This is a genomic window from Aliarcobacter sp. (assembly GCF_041672065.1).
Taxonomy (GTDB): domain Bacteria; phylum Campylobacterota; class Campylobacteria; order Campylobacterales; family Arcobacteraceae; genus Aliarcobacter; species Aliarcobacter skirrowii.
Window position 1 is genome coordinate 1 of record NZ_JBAZAH010000032.1, and the last position, 18,895, is coordinate 18,895.

The 18,895-nt window shown below is 26.7% G+C and carries 22 protein-coding genes; 19 read left to right on the plus strand and 3 right to left on the minus strand.

The window, feature by feature from the left end; translation table 11 throughout:
* Together WC168_RS06130 and WC168_RS06135 are read left to right on the plus strand one after the other, a co-directional pair.
* Positions 1–345 (plus strand): DUF933 domain-containing protein (locus WC168_RS06130; protein ID WP_372618142.1); only part of this gene is annotated, 345 nt, incomplete at its 5' end.
* Between the two features lie 38 nt (positions 346–383).
* Positions 384–1,217 (plus strand): HDOD domain-containing protein, encoded by an 834-nt coding sequence (locus WC168_RS06135; protein WP_066349962.1) that lies wholly within the window; start codon positions 384–386, stop codon positions 1,215–1,217.
* 3 nt (positions 1,218–1,220) lie between these two features.
* On the opposite strand, the gene recO is transcribed toward WC168_RS06135, so the two are convergent.
* Together recO and WC168_RS06145 are read right to left on the minus strand one after the other, a co-directional pair.
* Positions 1,221–1,838 carry a recombination protein RecO gene (gene recO / locus WC168_RS06140; RefSeq protein ID WP_066158936.1) on the minus strand — a complete coding sequence of 206 codons (618 nt, stop codon included), beginning with the start codon at positions 1,836–1,838 and terminating at the stop codon, positions 1,221–1,223.
* Between the two features lie 6 nt (positions 1,839–1,844).
* The gene (locus WC168_RS06145; protein ID WP_066158933.1) at positions 1,845–2,105 is read right to left on the minus strand and encodes a hypothetical protein; all 261 of its coding nucleotides are present in this window, start codon (positions 2,103–2,105) and stop codon (positions 1,845–1,847) included.
* A 111-nt stretch (positions 2,106–2,216) separates the two neighbouring features.
* Between WC168_RS06145 and WC168_RS06150 the strand changes: the two genes are divergently transcribed.
* From WC168_RS06150 to WC168_RS06165, 4 genes are all read left to right on the plus strand, one after another.
* Positions 2,217–2,531, plus strand: a complete 315-nt coding sequence (locus tag WC168_RS06150; RefSeq protein WP_066158931.1) for a pyrimidine/purine nucleoside phosphorylase — start codon at positions 2,217–2,219, stop codon at positions 2,529–2,531.
* A gap of 85 nt (positions 2,532–2,616) precedes the next feature.
* Complete coding sequence (locus tag WC168_RS06155; RefSeq protein WP_319059215.1) at positions 2,617–3,444, plus strand: thiamine-phosphate kinase; 828 nt, start codon at positions 2,617–2,619, stop codon at positions 3,442–3,444.
* A gap of 9 nt (positions 3,445–3,453) precedes the next feature.
* Entirely contained in the window at positions 3,454–4,515 is a 1,062-nt protein-coding gene (gene truD, locus WC168_RS06160) for a tRNA pseudouridine(13) synthase TruD (protein WP_372618145.1), read from the plus strand.
* A 54-nt stretch (positions 4,516–4,569) separates the two neighbouring features.
* Positions 4,570–4,926, plus strand: a complete 357-nt coding sequence (locus WC168_RS06165; RefSeq protein WP_125296781.1) for a hypothetical protein — start codon at positions 4,570–4,572, stop codon at positions 4,924–4,926.
* Between the two features lie 25 nt (positions 4,927–4,951).
* Here WC168_RS06165 and WC168_RS06170 read toward each other — a convergent pair whose 3' ends face one another.
* Entirely contained in the window at positions 4,952–7,168 is a 2,217-nt protein-coding gene (locus tag WC168_RS06170; RefSeq protein ID WP_372618147.1) for a methyl-accepting chemotaxis protein, read from the minus strand.
* A gap of 131 nt (positions 7,169–7,299) precedes the next feature.
* Between WC168_RS06170 and ruvA the strand changes: the two genes are divergently transcribed.
* From ruvA to WC168_RS06235, 13 genes are all read left to right on the plus strand, one after another.
* Positions 7,300–7,857: a Holliday junction branch migration protein RuvA gene (ruvA, locus tag WC168_RS06175; protein ID WP_066407573.1), complete on the plus strand. Its 558-nt coding sequence runs from the start codon at positions 7,300–7,302 to the stop codon at positions 7,855–7,857.
* A 15-nt stretch (positions 7,858–7,872) separates the two neighbouring features.
* Entirely contained in the window at positions 7,873–8,913 is a 1,041-nt protein-coding gene (locus tag WC168_RS06180) for a D-alanine--D-alanine ligase (protein WP_066350149.1), read from the plus strand.
* 1 nt (position 8,914) lies between these two features.
* On the plus strand, positions 8,915–9,634 hold the full coding sequence (locus WC168_RS06185; protein ID WP_372618149.1) for an alpha/beta fold hydrolase: 720 nt from the start codon (positions 8,915–8,917) through the stop codon (positions 9,632–9,634).
* Entirely contained in the window at positions 9,621–11,036 is a 1,416-nt protein-coding gene (locus WC168_RS06190) for a Mur ligase family protein (protein ID WP_372618151.1), read from the plus strand. Before WC168_RS06185 ends, WC168_RS06190 begins: the two co-directional genes overlap by 14 nt.
* A gap of 8 nt (positions 11,037–11,044) precedes the next feature.
* Positions 11,045–11,533 carry an HIT domain-containing protein gene (locus WC168_RS06195; protein ID WP_066159477.1) on the plus strand — a complete coding sequence of 163 codons (489 nt, stop codon included), beginning with the start codon at positions 11,045–11,047 and terminating at the stop codon, positions 11,531–11,533.
* A 67-nt stretch (positions 11,534–11,600) separates the two neighbouring features.
* Positions 11,601–13,070: a type II secretion system protein GspD gene (locus WC168_RS06200; RefSeq protein WP_372618153.1), complete on the plus strand. Its 1,470-nt coding sequence runs from the start codon at positions 11,601–11,603 to the stop codon at positions 13,068–13,070.
* Between the two features lie 54 nt (positions 13,071–13,124).
* On the plus strand, positions 13,125–14,000 hold the full coding sequence (locus WC168_RS06205) for a radical SAM/SPASM domain-containing protein (RefSeq protein ID WP_265936993.1): 876 nt from the start codon (positions 13,125–13,127) through the stop codon (positions 13,998–14,000).
* A complete protein-coding gene (locus WC168_RS06210) occupies positions 13,993–14,781 on the plus strand; it encodes an EI24 domain-containing protein (RefSeq protein WP_372618155.1) in 789 nt (262 codons plus the stop codon). Before WC168_RS06205 ends, WC168_RS06210 begins: the two co-directional genes overlap by 8 nt.
* Positions 14,782–14,783: 2 nt before the next feature.
* Positions 14,784–15,512: an inositol monophosphatase family protein gene (locus WC168_RS06215; protein ID WP_279134547.1), complete on the plus strand. Its 729-nt coding sequence runs from the start codon at positions 14,784–14,786 to the stop codon at positions 15,510–15,512.
* 40 nt (positions 15,513–15,552) lie between these two features.
* Positions 15,553–15,807, plus strand: coding sequence for a YfhL family 4Fe-4S dicluster ferredoxin (locus tag WC168_RS06220; protein WP_066159487.1), 255 nt, complete (start codon positions 15,553–15,555; stop codon positions 15,805–15,807).
* 1 nt (position 15,808) lies between these two features.
* A complete protein-coding gene (locus tag WC168_RS06225; protein WP_372618157.1) occupies positions 15,809–17,278 on the plus strand; it encodes a Ppx/GppA family phosphatase in 1,470 nt (489 codons plus the stop codon).
* Complete coding sequence (gene waaC, locus WC168_RS06230) at positions 17,275–18,288, plus strand: lipopolysaccharide heptosyltransferase I (RefSeq protein ID WP_372618159.1); 1,014 nt, start codon at positions 17,275–17,277, stop codon at positions 18,286–18,288. The genes WC168_RS06225 and waaC overlap by 4 nt, the downstream gene beginning before the upstream one ends.
* On the plus strand, positions 18,272–18,895 hold a 624-nt coding region (locus WC168_RS06235), incomplete at its 3' end, for a lipid A biosynthesis acyltransferase (protein WP_372618161.1). The genes waaC and WC168_RS06235, both read left to right, overlap by 17 nt.

Here is an 18,895-nt window from a genome sequence, read left to right on the forward strand (position 1 = left end):
GATGAAGCAAGAGCATTTTTGGATGATTTAGGAGTTGCTGAATCAGGTTTAGAGCAAATTATTCAAAAAGCTTTTGATAAATTAGGTCTTCAAAGCTATTTTACAGCTGGGAAAATAGAGGTTCGTGCTTGGACAATTAGAAAAAATACAAAAGCTCCACAAGCAGCTGCTGTTATTCACAATGACTTTGAAAAAGGTTTTATAAAAGCAGAAGTTATATCTTATGAAGATTTTGTTAAATTTGGTGGAGAAGCTAAATGCAAAGATGCTGGAAAACTAAGACTTGAAGGTAAGGATTATGTTGTTCAAGATGGTGATGTTATGCATTTTAGATTTAATGTGTAAGGAAGATTGATTTAAAAAAATAAAATAGGGGGGCTATTTTGCAATTATCTGAGGTATTAAGAAGAGTTGAGTCTTTGGCTCCTCTTCCAAGAACTATTATTGAAATTGAACAATATAGAAAAAAAGAAGAAAAAGAGATACAAGAGTTATATGAAATTATTAAAAAAGATGCTTTATTAGTTACAAATCTTTTAAAAATTGCAAACTCTGCAATGTTTGGATTTAGAAGTAAAGTTGAAACACCATTACGAGCTATAACTCTTCTTGGGATTAACTTTACAATTTCTGTTGCAATCTCTACAAGTAGTCAAAAACTTTTAATATCTTCATTGTCACCTTATGGTCTATCAAATGATGATTTTATGAAGGCTTCAAATATAGCTTTAGCCCTTACAAATTTATGGTTAAATAAAGTTGATCCAGAGTTAAAAGATAAACTTTTGCTTCCAGCTTTACTACAAGATATTGGTAAATATATTATTTCAGATGTACTAATTTTAAACAATAAAGAGAGTGATTTTTATAAAAAGGTATTAGAAAATTTAAAATCACTACAAGAGATAGAGAAAGATTTTTTTGAATTTTCAAGTTCATATGTTACTGCTCATATTTTTAAACATTGGAATCTTAGTCAAGAGTTAATAAACACTATAGAGTTTGTTGATGATGTAGAAAAGTCACCAATTGAGTATAAACAAAAAGCAATGATTTTAGATGTTATTAAAACAGCTTCAAATATAAAAGAGCCTTTAAGTGAAAAATCAATTAATATGGCAATTAAAAAAGCTAAAGAGTATAAATTAAATGATAAAGCATTAATAGAAGCAATTAATACTTTAAAAACTAGATTAGAAAACGAAAATATTTATTAGATTTTAAAGTCCAAGAAGAATAATTTCCCAAAGTTTTTCTACTTCCTCATCTTCTAAGTTTATTGAAGATTTTGAATTAAATAGCTCTTTTATCTTATTTATTTCGAAGCTTTTTGCTCTATTAACACAAACTTTATGAACAGGAATAAATCCTCTAATTAAAGCTAAGTTAAAATCAACCTCTATTTCACAAATAAGACACTCAAAGTTTGTATGAAGTCTTCCTTCATGCTCTAAAAGTAAAATATATGATTCAACAATTGCTCTTAAAACATTTTGTTTATTAATCTTAGTTACTAACTCTTCAAGTGTTTTAAAATAGAAACTATCAGGCTCTTCTAACTCTTTTAAATGAGTGTAAAACAGTTTTAAATATCTTTGCCAAGCATACATTTTTTCACTATTTAAAATCCAAGGAAAACCAAGTTGCATAACATCTTTTAATCTTGAAATAGAGGATTTAGTCTTCTCTAATTCAAAATCTATTTTGTAACCAATATTGATATTTGAGTGCCTAGCTCCATAAAATCTATAAGTTGTTATAAGCTCTTTTTCACACAAAATTGTAACTATTAAATCATCATCTTTAACAGCTTTTATATCAATAATATAGCCCTGCATATAATATTAATCAATATCCTCATTTAGCATATCATTTATCTCTTCAATTAATTCAGCGGCCTCTTCATCATCAATCTCTCCAGCTTCTAACTCACTTAAAAGTTCCAAAAACTCTTTTTTCATCTCTTGCATAGAGTTTAACTCTTCTTTTGTATTTTCATCATCTTTTTTTGAAGCAATCAACTCAAGTAGTTCATCAATATAATCATCAACATCTTCTAAAACAACATTTTTTATTAAATCTTTTAGCTCTTCTTGCTTATTCATTTTGTAACCTTTTTAAAATTTTGAGGGATTATAGCAGAAAATTGTAACTATATTTAATATTCTCACATAAAAATTTGGATATACTTCTTTGAGAAAAATTAAGGAGAACAGATGGATTATTTTAGAGGTGTTTCTATTGCTAAAGCTGCAAATATTTTATATGATGGAAACATTACAAGCAGAGCAATTACATTTGAAGATGGTTCAAAAAAGACTTTAGGAATTATGCTACCTGGTGAGTATGAGTTAAATACTGTTAATAAAGAGATTATAGATATTCAAAGAGGAAGTTTAGAGTTACTTCTACCAGCATCTGATTGGGTTAAATATGAAGGACCTGCATCTTTTGAAGTTCCAGAGAATACAAAATTTAAACTAAGAGTTCACTCACTAGTTGATTACTGTTGCTCTTTTATAAAAAACTAATAAAAAATTAAAACAGTGAAAACACTGTTTTAAACTTACCCAATTTAATCAATTCTTTTTGCAAAATTTCGATACACTTCTTCTTATGAATAAAGAACAATTTTTTATAAATAGTATACAAAATAGTAAATACAACGGCGATGATGGTGCGTTTATAGATGGATATGTTTACTCCATGGACGCTTTTTTTGAAGATGTACACTTTAAAAAAGATTGGTTTACATTAAAGCAAATAGCATATAAATCAATGCTTGTAAATATATCTGATGCAATTGCTATGAATGCAAAACCAAAATATGCACTAATAAGCATAGCTATTCCAAAATATTATACAAATGAAGATTTACAAGAGCTTGCAAATGGATTTAAAAAAGCAGCCAAAGATTTTGATTTTGAAATTATTGGTGGCGATACAATTGAAAATCATAAATTAGATATTAGTATTACAATTATTTCAAAAACTTCAAAACCTATATATAGAAGTGGTGTAAAAGAGGGTGATTATCTCTGTTATACAGGAAAATTAGGAGATAGTAAAAAAGATTTAGAGGCTTTATTAAGCGGAAAAAAAATTAAAAAATCATCTAAATTTATAAAACCAGTTCTAAAAGCTGATTTTTTTTATGAGGCTTCAAAATATATAAATGCTTCTATGGATATTAGTGATGGATTGTTTTTAGATTTAGAAAAACTCTCAATTGCTTCAAATATTGGATTTGATATTTTTAGAAAAATTGATGATAATATTGCTAGTTCTGGTGAAGAGTATGAGATACTTTTTTCATGTAGTCAAAAAAATCTAAAAAAGATTGAGCAAATAGCAAAAAAGCATAAAACAAAATTGAACTTCTTTGCAAAAGCTGTAAAAGGAAGTTTTAGAACAAATCTTTCAAACCACCATTTTAAAAATTAAGGAAAAAAATTGCAATTACAAAGATATTTAAACCACTCAAAAATAGATGTACTTTTTAAACAAACGAAAGATGATTTTGTTGTAAATGAGGTACCTTTATATGAATTTAGTGGTGATGGTGAACATCTAATTTTAAAACTTAGAAAAAAAGATTTAGCAACTTGGGATGCTATAGAGATTTTAGCAAACTATTTAAAGTGTAGTACAAGAGAGTTTGGATATGCAGGACTTAAAGATAAAAATGCAATGACAATTCAGCATATTTCAATTCATAAAAAATATGAAGAGGCATTAAAAAGTTTTAATCATGAAAATATAAAAATTCTTGAAACAACTTATCATAATAATAAGATAAAAATTGGTCATTTAAAAGGAAACAACTTTTTTATTAGGCTAAAAAGAGTTGGATTAGTTGAAAAAAGAAAAATTGAAGAGGCTTTAGGACAAATTGCTACTTATGGTATGCCAAACTATTTTGGATTTCAAAGATTTGGAATTGATGGTGAAAACTACAAAAAAGGTCAAGCTATTGTTGAAGGAAAATTAAAAGAGAGAAATAGAAATTTAAAACAGATGTTTATAAATGCTTATCAAAGTTATCTTTTTAACTCTTGGCTTTCAAAGAGAATAGAGATTTCAAAACTAATAGATACTTTTGAACCAAAAGAGATTTATGAAAAGTTAAATCTTCCACTTGATGAGGTAAAAAGAGCAAAAAAACAGCCACATCCATTTAAAATTATTACAGGTGATTTACTATCTCATTATCCATTTGGAAGAATATTTATAATTGATGATTTAGAGAGTGAGAGTCAAAAGTTTTTTGAAAAAGATAGAGTTCCAACTGGACTTTTATGTGGAAAAAGAGTTAAGAAGTCTGAAGGTCTTGCACAAGAGATTGAAAAAGAGTTTGATGTGCAAATGGGTGAAGATGGAGCAAGAAGATTTGCTTTTATATTTCCAGAAAATATACAGAGTAATTATAAAGAGGATAAAAACCATATGGAATTAAATTTTTACCTTCCTAAAGGCTCATATGCAACTGAATTTATAGCTGAAATTATACATTAATTATTTAAGTGATTTTTTGCTAGTATCGAATTTACATTAACATAAGGGTAACAAATGAGATATGAAGAGCTAATAACTGAACTTTGTGAAGTTATAAAAGAGACTGAAAATGATTCAATTGATATTTTTGAAAACACTGAAGAGATTTCAAAAGTTATTGATGATCTTGAAATTCCAAGACATAAAAGAGAAAAATTAGGGGATTTTATTTCAAATATTTATGGACTTCTACAAAGACAAGATTTACATAGACAAAAAATAGAGAGAGTTGTTAATTTTGTTTGTGATAAAAATGATATTGATAAATCTCAATATAATATTGCACCTAGTGCAAAAACAATTTCTGTGTCAGAAGATAGTATGAGTGCTGATGATTTAGAAGAACTTATTAGACAGATGCAACAAGAGTAAGATGGTTTAAAACCATCTTACTTTTTTAAACATTTAATATAAATTTAGCAAATGGAGTTGAACTTTTATTGCTAGTTTTAATATTGTCTAAACTCTCAAATAGTTCATTTGTGCTTTTTTCAACTCTGTTTGCAGTAGCATTTAAAATATCATTTTTATCTTTAGCAGCATTTGAATTTACTAAATCTTGAAGGCTTGAATGGAATTTAAGATTTAACTTATTTATACTATCCAATATATTCTCATCTTTTATTTTATTGTAGTTCTCTTCACTATTTAGCCAATCTTTAACATAGTTACTGTTAGCTACTTGAAACGATTTTTGATTTCCAAGTTTTGAATATACTTCATCTTTACTTTTTAGAATATTAACCTTTAATAAAGCTGTATCAAATACTAAATCTACATCATAAACCTTTTCTAAACTCTCTTCAAGAAATGATGTTCTTGAAGCTGCGGTTACTAAATAACTTGACATATATGCAATTGAATTTGCCATATTTGATATCTGTTCAGCAACCTGTGCATTTTTTTGTGTAGATTTATCTAAAGAGCCAATTGCATCATTAATTTGTAATATCCCAACTTCTTGCTCTTTTGAAGCAGTTGCAACACTTTCAATAGTAGTTAAAGTGTTTGAAATATTGTTATTTAATTCGCTATATCCATCAATCATATTATTAGCAATACTCTTACCTTGACTTGCTTTTTGAGTCGCTTTTTCTACAATCTCTTTAATCTCTCTTGCAGCTTCTGCACTTCTATTTGCTAGATTTCGCACCTCTTGAGCAACAACAGCAAACCCTTTTCCAGCTTCACCAGCTGTTGCTGCTTCAACTGCTGCGTTTAGACTTAAGATATTTGTTTGGAATGCTATTTGATCAATTACCTCAATAGCTTCATTTATAGAGCTAACCTCTTTATTTATGTCATCCATAGATTTAGATGTTTGATTCGCTAAATCTTGACCTTTTTTAGCAGATAGACTTAAATTTTGTGCTAGCTGTGCCATTTGAACAGCTGCTTGAGTATTTGCTTGAATTGTTGCAGTTATCTCTTCAAGTGCAGCAGATGTCTCTTCTAAGCTAGCAGCTTGTTCAGCTGATGAGCTTGTAAGTCTTAAAGATGTATCTGAAAGTGTTTGTGTACTATCTTTTAGAGCATTTCCTGTATTCATAACAATAGCAAGAAGCTCTGAAGTATTGTTTCCTACAAGTTTGATACCACTTGCAAGTGATCCTAGGTTTCCAAAAATATCATCATCTTTTAAAATATAGTCATATTTTGATTCAGCATAATTTCTTAAGGCTTCATTTATTTTGTCTAAAGTCTCTTTTGTTCTTTCAATCATTAAATTTAATTTATTTTTTAAATCTTCTACATGAATATTTGAAGCTCTATTTTCAACTTTATAAACAAAAAATCCATTTGCAGTTTTCTCTATAACATCATTAACCTCTTCAATTACAATCTCATCTTGTTTTAGTCCATCTCTTACTTTATTCATATATGAGTTAAATAAATTTGCAACCTCTCCAATCTCATCATCCGTTTTTACATTTAGTTTTATATTTGTATCATTTGATGCAAGAAGCTCTTCAAAACCATTTTTTAGGCTCTCTATTGGACTTGTAGCTCTTTTTACAATAAAGAAAATTAAAGTTATTGTAATAAGCCCCAAAATTGTTGAAGCTATAGAGATATCTTTTAATAAATTACTTATTTTTGCATCCGTTTCTGCAAGAGAGAAAGTTAAATCCATAACACCAATTACATCACCAATCTCTTGGTTTGCGTGACACATCATACACTCGGCTGTAGCAATCATTGGTTTTATCATTCTAATATTATGTCCATCAGCATCATTTGTTTGAATTAATTGATTTTCTTTTGATTCAAAGCTCTCTAAAACTTTTGGATCTTCTGTATAGGGAGCTGTTGTTGGATATAGTTCCATTAAAGCTTTACTTTTTGCTACAACTAACTGCTTAACACCTTTTATCTGTCTAGCCTCTTCTTCTGCTTTTGCTATTAAATCAGGATCTCCTGTATTCATTGTATTTCTTAAAGTTTGAAATATTGATGCATTTAACATCTCCAAACTCTCTTTTGCATTTGATATAGAGTCTTCAGTTACCTTTGTAGTTGTAGAATAAACGATAAAACTGCTACTTAGAAAAGTAAGTAAAAAAAGCGCAACCATAATTTTATTACTAATCTTTTTTGTTATAAAATCCAACATATCTAACCCTTATTTTTTAAGTAGAATTATTATATACTTAAAAACTTTAAAACAGAGTGAGAAAATCTATAAAAAAATAAAATTAAGATTAATTTATAATAGATATAAAAAAAATATAAAGTGGGATTGCATTGATAGTAGGATTAATAGGTAAAGTTGTAAAAAAAGAGCCAACAGTTATACATTTAAATGTAAATGGAGTTATTTATGAAGTTTTTGTATCTTTAAATTGTAGTTCAAAAATTATTTCTGATGAAGTTAAGTTTGAGATTACTGAGATTATAAGAGAAGATGCACACAATTTATATGGTTTTTTAGATTCAAATGAAAAAAAACTTTTTGATACAGTTATTAAAATAAATGGAGTAGGACCAAAAGTTGCACTTGCAATCTGCTCTACATTTACACCAAGTTCATTTGCTCAAATTATATCTTCAAGTGATGTAAATATGTTAAAAAGAGTTCCAGGAATTGGTCCAAAAGGTGCTAGTAGAATATTAGTAGAGCTTAGTGGATTTGTTGTTGAGACAAATAGTAGTAGCGATATTCCAAATATTAATCTTGAAGCTTCACTAGCTTTGGAATCACTTGGATTTAAAAAAGATTTAATTTCAACTATCTTAAAAACTTGTACAAGCTCAACAACTTCTGAATTAGTTAGAGAAGCACTTAAAAAATTACAAAAATAAAAGGGAAATTATAAAATGAAAATAGCAATAGTTTTTGGTGGTATAAGTTTTGAGCATGAGATTTCAATAGTAAGTTCAATTGCCATGAAAGATGTTTTAAAAGATGAGTTAATATATATATTTATAGATAAAGATAGAGATTTATATGAGATTCCAAGTTCTAAAATAAATTCAAAACTATTTAGTAGTGCAGAGTACTTAAAATTTGATAAAGTTTTTTTAAAAAAGGGTGGATTTTATAAAGTATCTGGACTATTTAAAAAAGAGCAAAATATTGATTTTGATGTAGTTTTAAATCTATCACATGGTGGAGATGGAGAAGATGGAGTTTTATCTTCAGTTTTAGATTTTTATAATATCCCTTTTATAGCTCCAAGAACAGAAGCTTGTGTAGTTAGTTCAAATAAATTTATTACAAAAGGATATGCACAAAGTGTTGATGTAAAAACTCTACCTTACAAATACTATACAAAAAATGATAGTATAAAAGTTGATATGTTTCCAGTTATCTTAAAACCAGTAAAGCTAGGTAGCTCTATTGGAGTATCTATTGTAAAAAATCAAGAAGAGTTAGCTTATGCTCTTGATGTTGCTTTTGAGTTTGATGATGCAATTATAATTGAGCCTTTTATTAGTGGAGTAAAAGAGTATAACCTAGCTGGTACAAAAGTAAATGGAGAGTTTATTTTCTCAATTATTGAGGAGCCCCAAAAAGCTGAGTTTTTGGATTTTGATAAAAAATATTTAGATTTTTCAAGAACATCAAAAGCTTTAGAGGTTGATTTAGGTGAGAAATTAAACAGTGAGATAAAAGAGAGTTTTAAAAAAATTTACAACACTCTTTTTGAAGGTTCAATCATAAGATGTGATTTTTTTGTAGTTGAAGATAAAGTATATTTAAATGAGATAAACTCAATTCCAGGATCTATGGCAAACTATTTGTTTGAAGATTTTCAAGATCTTTTTACAAAAGTTGCTTCAAATTTACCTAAAAAGAAGTTTATTCCTATAAATTATGAGTATGTAAATAAAATTCAAGTTGCAAAAGGAAAGTAGTTTGGCACTAAAAAGCATAAATATTGATGGAAAAGTTTTTGATATATCTTATGAGATAATAAATCCAAATGCAAAAAAAGATATAGTTTTTCTTCATGGTTGGGGTTCAAATAAAGAGATTATGAAAAAAGCATTTGGAACTTTTTTAAGTTCTTACAGGCACATATATATAGATATGCCAGGATTTGGAAATAGCGAGAATATATATGAACTTACAACAGCAGATTATGCACAAATAATAAAAGAGTTTTTAAAAAAATTGGATTCAGATTTTTTTGCAGTTGCAGGACACTCATTTGGTGGTAAAGTTGCAACTTTATTAAATCCACAAAATTTAATTTTATTAAGTAGTGCTGGAGTTTTAGAGAAAAAACCACTAAAAGTTAGATTAAAGATATCTTTAGCCAAATTTTTTAATAAAGTTAAGTTAAAAAGTATAACAAAAAGATTTAGAAGTAAAGATGTAGTAAAAATGAGTGAAAATATGTACAAAACATTTAAAAATGTTGTAGATGAGGATTTTACTCCTATTTTTGCAAAACAGATAAATAAAACACTTATATTTTGGGGATTAGAAGATAAAGCTACTTCTATAAAATCAGGAGAAAAAATTTCAAATATTATAGAGAATTCAATTTTCTATAAATTAAGTGGAGATCACTACTTCTTTTTAAAACACTCAAAACAGATATGCGAAATAATAGAATATGAACTATTTTAATTTTTTTATCAATTTTATAGCTATTTTTGCTCTCTCTTGGTATTTAATACTAAATCTTCAATGGTATAACTATAAGTTACAAAGGGTTGTTTTAAATCACCATAAAAAAATTTGGCATCTTTTTTATTTTATTTTTCCATTACTTTTATGGATAGTATTAAAAGAGATATACTTTGCACCAATTTTAATTTTATATTTAATCGCACTATATTTTTGGGCAAAAAAACTTGATAGAAGTTTGGTTTATACAAAAAGAGTTCAAAGATTTTTTATAATATTAACTACAATATTAATTTTTGGATACTTTTTTGCTTCAAAAATCTACTTTTTATTTGCTATTTTTTTAACAATATTATTATCAAATCTTACAGAAAAATTAATGTTTAATTTTTATAAAAAAATTGCAAAAAGAAGACTAAATAGTATAAAAGATTTAAAAATTGTTGCAATTACAGCATCTTATGGAAAAACATCTATAAAAAACTTTTTATACCATATTTTAAAAAATCATTTTAATACTTACAAAACTCCAAGAAGTGTAAATACAATTGCAGGGCTTGTTTTAGATGTAAATATGGATTTACCTTCAAATACTCAAATTTATATAGCAGAAGCAGGAGCTAGAGTAAAAGGTGATATTAAAACAATAGCAAACTTTCTTGAACCTCAAATTTGTGTAGTTGGAACGATTGGAGAGCAACATATTGAGTATTTTAAAAGTTTAGAAAATATTCAAAATACAAAAAAAGAGTTATTAAGTTCAAAAAGATTAGAAAAAGCATTTGTTCACAAAAGTGCAGATGCAAAAGAGTCTTTAAATATTGATGTTTTTCCAAAAAATTTAGAGATTTTAGATAGTAGTTTAAATGGGATTAGATTTAGTTTTGAGATAAATGATAAAAAAGAGGAGTTTTTTGCCCCAATTTTAGGAAGTTTTAATGCAATAAATTTAAGTGCTGTGATTTTAGTTGCAAACTATTTAAAAATAGATATAAAAAGCATAAAAGATTCTTTAAAAACTCTTCCTCAAGTAGAACATAGACTTCAAAAAATTGAAGCAAATGGTAAAGTGATAATTGATGACTCATTTAATGGAAATTTTGAAGGAATGATTGAAGCTTTTAATCTTTGTAAAACTTACAGTGGAAGAAAGGTTATTATTACTCCAGGACTTGTTGAATCAACTATTGAAGCAAACAAAAAAATAGCTTTAAAAATAGATGAGGTTTTTGATTTTGTAATCTTAACTGGAAGTTTAAATATAGAGGTTTTAAGTCAAAATATAGATAAAAATAAAATATTTATTTTAAAAGATAAATCGCAAATGCAAAATATATTAGCAAGTAGTACAAAAAGTGGTGATTTAATTCTATTTGCAAATGATGCACCAAATTTTATTTAAGGATTTTTATGGAACATCTTTATGCACCTTGGAGATACTCATATGTTAGTGAAGAGAAGATTAAAGATTGTGTTTTTTGCCATATTTTAAAAAATAAAGATGATGATAAATATCAAGTAATTTTTAGTGATGAGCTTTGCTTTGTAGTTATGAATAAGTTTCCTTATAGTCCAGGTCATATTATGGTTGTACCAAATTTTCACACATCAAATATAGAGGATTTAGAGGATATTGTTTGGCAAAGAGTTTCAAAAAGGGTGCAAGAAGCTGTTAGGCTTTTGAAAGATATTATGCCTTGCGAGGGTGTTAATATTGGAATGAATTTAGGTCGTGCAGCTGGTGCTGGAATTGAGCAGCATGTTCACTATCATCTAGTTCCAAGATGGATAGGTGATACAAATTTTATTACAACAATAGCTCAAACTAGAGTATATCCAGCAAATTTTTCTGATATTTTTAAAAAGTTAAAAGATAAGTCAAAAATATATTTTAAATAATTTTTCTTTACTTTGTAGTTTTATTTTGCTAACATAATTTTTCTTATTAAATTTTTTGGGGGAACTTATGAAAAATTTTGCAAGATACTCTCTATTTTTAATACTCTTTTTTAATCTTAGTTTCTCAAATGATAATATAAATATAAATTTCTCAAAAATTGACTTAAATGAACTTATAAAAATTAGTTCAAAGATACTCAAAAAAGATATTTTAATATCTGATAAATTAGATATTAAAGTTGATTTTGTATCAAATAAAACCCTAAATAAAGATGAACTTTTAAATATTTTAAGAGCAATCTTAAATGAAAACAACTATGTTTTAGAGGATTTTATCTCTTTTTATAAAATCTCAAAAAAAGAGTCAAAAATAGCTTCAAAAGATGATATTTTGATTTATGAACTAAAAAATAGTGAAGTTGAAAATATATATAAAATTTTAGAGGAATTTTTAAAAAAGAGGAGTTTAAATGGTGATGAAAAAACTTTAATTGTTCCAAATATTGAATCAAACTCTTTGATTGTTTTTTCAAATCAAAAGAGTTTAAATAGTATAAAAAAGCTTATAGATAGTCTTGATAAAGAGAGTTTGCAAGTATATATTGAAGCTAAGATTATAGAGGTTAATAATGAGCTTGTTGATAAGGTTGGAGTATCTTATGGAGTAAGTGCAGCTTCAAGTTCAAGTGGTGGAATTATGGCATTAAGTACAAAGTTAAATGGTGGTTCATTTGCAATTGATGAAGCTATAGGAAGTTTGGGAATAGATATAAGAAATCAAAATTTAAAAAGTGGTGTATCTTTGGCTGCAAGTTTGAATCTGCTTAAACAAAAAGGTGCTTTGGATATTGTCTCACAACCTTCAATTTTAGCAATAAATAATAAAGAGAGCTTTATTTATGTTGGTGAAAAGATATCAATGCAAACTTCAAGTAGTTTAACAGATGGAGGTACATCTAAATCAGATTATGAAAGAGAAGATGTTGGATTAACTTTGAAAGTAAAACCTAGAATTTCAAAAGATAATAAAGTTGCTTTACAAATAAGCGCTTTGTTGGAGGCTGTAAAACTAAACAAAGTAGGAGCTGGTGACAATCCTGATACTTTGAAAAAAGAGATAAATACAACTGCAATTTTAAACAATGGAGAGAGTGTAATAATTGGTGGATTAATAGAGAATAAAAATGAAAATATAGAAGAAAAAGTTCCACTTTTAGGAGATATTCCAATTCTTGGGGCACTTTTTAGAAATAGTGTAACACTAAATAAAAAGAGCAATTTAGTGATTATAGTAACTCCATATATCGTTCCAAAAGATAAAGGAGTTAGTTTTATTCGAGAAAAGCTTTCACAACTTAAAGATATAGAGGATATTTACTTACAAAAGAGTTTAGAAGATATTGAAAAAAAAGAGAGCAACAAAGAAAATATAGTACAAAAACAAGAGAGTCAAAAAAGCAACAATAATAGAAAAGATCCAATGCAAACATTAATAGATAGTACAAACTCTTCAAGCGATGATTTTTATAACTTTTGATATACTTTTGCAAAAACTAAAGGAATAGTTATAGCAAAGTTTAAAAAAGTTCATATTGAGCTTACAAATATATGCAATTTAAAGTGTTCATTTTGTCCTCCAAAAAATTTACCAAATAAAATTATGAGTTTAGATTTTTTTGATAGATTAAATAGTGAGCTAAAAGAGTTTACAAATGAACTTGCATACCATATAGTTGGTGATCCTTTAGTTTTAACAAATTTAGAAGAGTATTTAAAGATTAGTAAAAAACATAATCTTAAAGTAAATATTACAACAACTGCAAATAATATTTCACAAAATCACTACAAAGCTTTATTAAATAGTGCTATAAAACAGATAAATTTCTCAATAAATTCATACAATGCAAACTCACATAAAAAGAGTTTTGAAGAGTATTTTGAGCCCATTTTAGATTTTGTAAAGTTTGCAATGCAAAATAGTCATGATTATTTTATAAACTTTAGAATCTGGAATTTAGATGATAAAAAGAGTGCTTTGGATTTTAATAATGAAGTTTTTAATAGATTAAATCATTTTTTCAATTCAAATTTGAATATAGATGAGATTTATAGTACAAAACCAAAAAATATTAGAGTTGCTAGAAAAATATTTATTAATTTTGATGAATATTTCTCTTGGCCAACTTTAAAAAACAACATAGTTAGCCAAAAAGGTTTTTGTTATGGTTTAAGCTCTCATTTTGGAATATTGGCAAATGGAACTGTTGTTCCTTGTTGTTTGGATTTAGATGCTTCTATAAATCTTGGAGATACAAATGAAAACTCAATCAAAGATATTTTACAAAGTAGTAGAGCAAAAGCTATGATAAATGGTTTTAAAAATAATATTTTAGTTGAAGAGCTTTGTCAAAAGTGTGAATATAGAGTACGATTTGATATAAAAAATAAAGAGGAAGAGCATGAATGAAATAGAGATTTTAAAAAGAAGTATAGGTGATTTTTTTAGCTCCTCAATGCTAAAACTAGCATTAATTCCACTTCTTATTACAATGACAATTTTATATATAATATTTTTTCAAATGGCTAGTTTTGGAATAGATAGTTTGCAAATTATCGCTCAAAATTCACAAAATACAGAAGAGCTTATAATTGATGAGAGTGCACCATTTTATTTTGTATGGTTTACATATTTAATTGTTTTTTTATTTAAATACTCAATTACATCTTGGTTGGCTGCTTTTTTAATCTATACAGTTGGAATTATTTTTATTTTTCATTTTAGTATTATTTTAACTTTGTTAATTATTGGATTTTTGACACCTTTTGTTGTAAAATATCTAAAAAAAACTCACTATAAAGCTTTGATTTTAAAACCTTATGGAACAGTTTTAGGCTCTATTTATCTACTTTTAAAAACTATTTTTATAATGATATTTTTATATATAGCTTTAATACCTCTATATTTTATACCATTAATAAATATTTTGGCTATATATTTGCCTTTATACTATTTTTTCCACAAACTTTTAAACTATGATGTATCATCTACAATTTTAAGTAAAGATGAGTATAAAAAAATCTATGAAAAAAGCTCAAACTCTTTTAGAATAAGAACATTTTTTTTATATCTATTTTCAACTATTCCATTTATTACTCTTTTTGTAGCTATATTTTATGTTCTTTATTTGTCTCATGCTTATTTTATAGAGCTTGAAAAAATTCAAAAAAATAGTAGTGAGGTTTTATAGTTTTGGAAAATATAAAAAATGCAGTTATAAAAGCAAATATTGAAGTTTTAAACTATTTAAAAAATAGTTTAAAAAAAGATGATTTTATATATACAAATCAGATTGGTTTTGGTGGAGATAATTCACTTAAAATCGATATTATTTTTGAAAATATTTTTATAGAACATTTAAAAGAGTTTGGAAATATTTTTAGTGAAGAGTGTGGTTTCAAAGATTTTAAAAAAGATATAACTTTTATCATTGATCCACTTGATGGAAGCAATAATTTTTTCTCAAATCTTCCATATTATGGAACATCAGTTGCAATTAAAAGAGGTGAAGAGATTATTGGTGGATTTGTTGCAAATTTAGCTTTAGAAACTTTAGTATATAAATTTTTAGATGATGAGGTAGTATATTTATCACTAAACAGCAATAAAGAGTTAAAAAACAGAATAAATAGTGGCTCAAAAGTTGCAGTTTTTGAAAGAGGTTATAAGTATCCAGATATTTGTAAAATTTTAAATGATAAAAATATAAAGTTTAGAGTTTTAGGAGCAACAGCTATCTCTTTGGCGAATGCAAGAGATTATGATTTTGTTCTTTTTATGGGAGAATTAAGAGCTTTTGATATTGATGCAGCTATGTATATTTGTAAAGATTTATATAAAATAGTTAAAAATAATCTTATTTTTATAACAAAATCAAAAGATTGTTTTAATGATTTTAAAGAAATTATTAAACATTTTTAGGTATAACTCCAAAACCAAAATAAAAAATAGGAAAAAATAGATGGCTTTAATAATTACGGACGAATGTATTGCATGTGATGCATGTAGAGAAGAGTGCCCAAACTACGCTATTGAAGAGGGAGATCCAATTTATATTATTGATCCTGATAGATGTACTGAGTGTGTTGGTCATTATGAAGAACCACAATGTGTTGAGGTTTGTCCAGTTGATTGTATAATTTTAGATCCAGATAATGAAGAGACAATGGAAGAGTTGAAGTTTAAATACGAACAACTAATGGAAGAAGAAAACTAATATGTCGAAAATTACAACAATCATCGACATTGGTTCAAACTCAATGCGAATGGTTGTTTTAGAAAAATCTAGTCGATTTGCATTTAGTCTTATAAATGAGACAAAAAGTAGGGTAAAAATCTCAGAAGGATGCTATGAAAATGGTGGTATGCTTCAAGAAATACCTATGCAAAGAGCTTATGAATCTTTAAAATCTTTTTTAAATATCTCAAATGCCCTTAAATCAAGAAAAATTCTTTGTGTTGCAACATCTGCATTAAGAGATGCTCCAAACTCTAATGTTTTTTTAAGTAGAGTAAAACAAGATTTAGGTCTTAATATTAAGATTATAAATGGTGAAAAAGAGTCATATTATGGAGGAGTAGCTACTTCAAATTTGCTTCATGATGATAACTTTGTAACAGTAGATATTGGTGGTGGAAGTACAGAGTTTTGTTTTGTTGAAGATGGAAAAATAGTAAAATCTTTATCACTTGATATTGGAACAGTTAGAATTAGAGAGTTATATTTTAATAAAAACAATCTTGATGGTGCAAAAACTTATATTCTTGAAAATCTAAAAAAAGTTTTAAATTGTGGTGTTAATACTCCTTCAAAAGTTGTTGGAATTGGTGGAAGTATTAGGTTTTTATCAAAACTAATTATGCAAAAAAATGCTTACCCACTTGACTCAATTCATGGCTTTACTTATGATGTAAAAAATGAGCAAAAACTTTTTTTAGATATTTTAAAAACAGAATCAAATGAAGAGTTAGAGGCTTTGGGTGTAAAAAAAGATAGATTTGATACTATAAAAGAGGGTACATTTATCTTTAAAACTATTATTGATGAGTTAAATATTAAAACTGTTGTAACTTCTGGAGTTGGGGTGCGAGAGGGAGTTTATTTAACAGATTTATTAAGAAATCAAAATCATAAATTTCCTTCTAATTTTAATGTAAGTGTTAGAAGTCTACTTGATAGATTTCAAATATGTGAAAAACAAAGTGCATATTTAGGAAGAAGTGCTAAAGAGATTTTTGAGGTTTTAAAACCACTTCATAAGCTTGATGATAAGTTCTCAACACTTTTAGTTGTTGCTTCAAAACTCCATTCAATTGGGGTTAGATTAAACTTTTATAAATCAAATGATAATGCTTTTGATTTTATTTTAAATGGTTTAACTTATGATTTTCTACACACTTCAAGAGTAACTGTTGCTTATATCTTAAAGTTTTCAAAAAAATCTCTACCAAAAGAGAGTGATATTGAAAAATATAAAGAGCTGTTGCCACCTTTGGAAACTTTAAGATGGCTCTCTTTTATGCAAGCTTTAAACCTAGCAATAAATATTGACTACTCAAATCCAAGGACACAATATGCTTTAAAAGAGAATATTCTAACAATTGAGCTTGAAAATAACTCATTTTTATTAAGTTCTCAAATAGAGAAGCTTGAACTTCCAGATGGTTTGGAGCTTGGAATTTTATGATAAAAAAAATTGCAATTGTTAGATTATCTGCAATGGGTGATATTATTCACTCAATGACAGCTTTGCAGTTTATAAAAGTAAAATATCCAAATATCCAAATAGATTGGTTTGTTGAAGAGGGATTTGCTGGTGTTTTAGAAAACAATCCTCATGTAAATAATATTATAAAATTAAATTTAAAAAGTATAAAAAAAAACAGATTTGAGATTTTTAATCAGATTAAACTTGTAAGAAGTTTAAAAAAAAACAGTTATGATTTAGTAATAGATACTCAAGGACTTTTAAAATCTGCAATAGTAGCTAGACTGCTTGGAGAAAAAAGAGCTGGTTTTTGTAAAAATTCAACTAGAGAGAAAATAGCAAGTTGTTTTTATAATAAAAAAATATCAATTTCATATGATAAAAATGTAATTGATAGAAACTGCTATTTGATAAGTAAGGCTTTGAATTTTGAAATTACAAAAGATGAGATTGTAAATAAAGAGCCTTTTTTATTTTTTAAAGATGAGAGTGGTATAATCTACGACTATTTAGAAAAAGATAGAAAAAATATTTTGTTTGTTGTTGGTGCTAGTTGGCCAAGCAAAATTTATCCTAAAGAGAAGTTTGCAAAAATTGCTTCAAGTTTAAATGAGAATTTTTTAGTTGCTTGGGGAAATGAGCAAGAAAAAGAGATGGCTAAGTTTATAGAGCAAAATTCAAATGCAAGAGTTTTGCCAAAACTAGATTTAAATAGTTTAAAAGCTTTGATTTCAAAAGTTGATTTGACTATTGGAAATGATACAGGACCAACTCATATATCTTGGGCTTTAAATATTCCAACAATAACTATTTTTGGGAATACTCCAGCTTATAGAAATACATATGAAACAAATATAAGCAAAACTGTAAAATCAAAATCTATTGTAAACCCTTATAAAATAGATAAAAATGATTTTTCAATTCAAGATATAGATGAAGAAGAGATTATAAAGATTGCAAAGGAGCTTTTAAATGATAGAAAAGATTAAAGACTATTTTATACTTATTTTATACTATATTTTTCTATTTTTATTTTTTATAACTCCAAAGTTCTTAATGGAGAAAATTTTAAAATTTTTGGCTTTTTTAGCCTACAAAGTAGATAAAAAGCATCTAAAAATTGCACGAGCAAATATTGATTTAGTTTTTAAAGATAGTTTAACTAAGAGTAGAAAAGAGGAGATAATTCATAACTCATATAAATCTTTATGTTTTAATATGTATGAGCATATAGAGAATCAAAGAGTAAACAAAGAGATACTTTTTTCAAAAGCAAATATTTTAAATAAAGAGATAATAGAAAAAGCTTTTAAAGATAATAGAAAAATTATATATATAACGGCTCATTATGGTGGTTGGGAGATAACACTGCCTTATATTGCTATGATGTTTGGTGAAATTGCTGTTGTAAATAGAAGAATGGATAATCCATATATCCAAAAAAAATATGAGATAGGAAGAAGTAAAAACCGTATTACAATGCTTGAGAAGAAAAGTGCTGCAAAAGGTATGCTAACTGCTTTTAAAGAGAATAAAAGTATAGCTGTAGTTATTGACCAACACATAGGTAGTGGAATAGATATAGAGTTTTTAGGA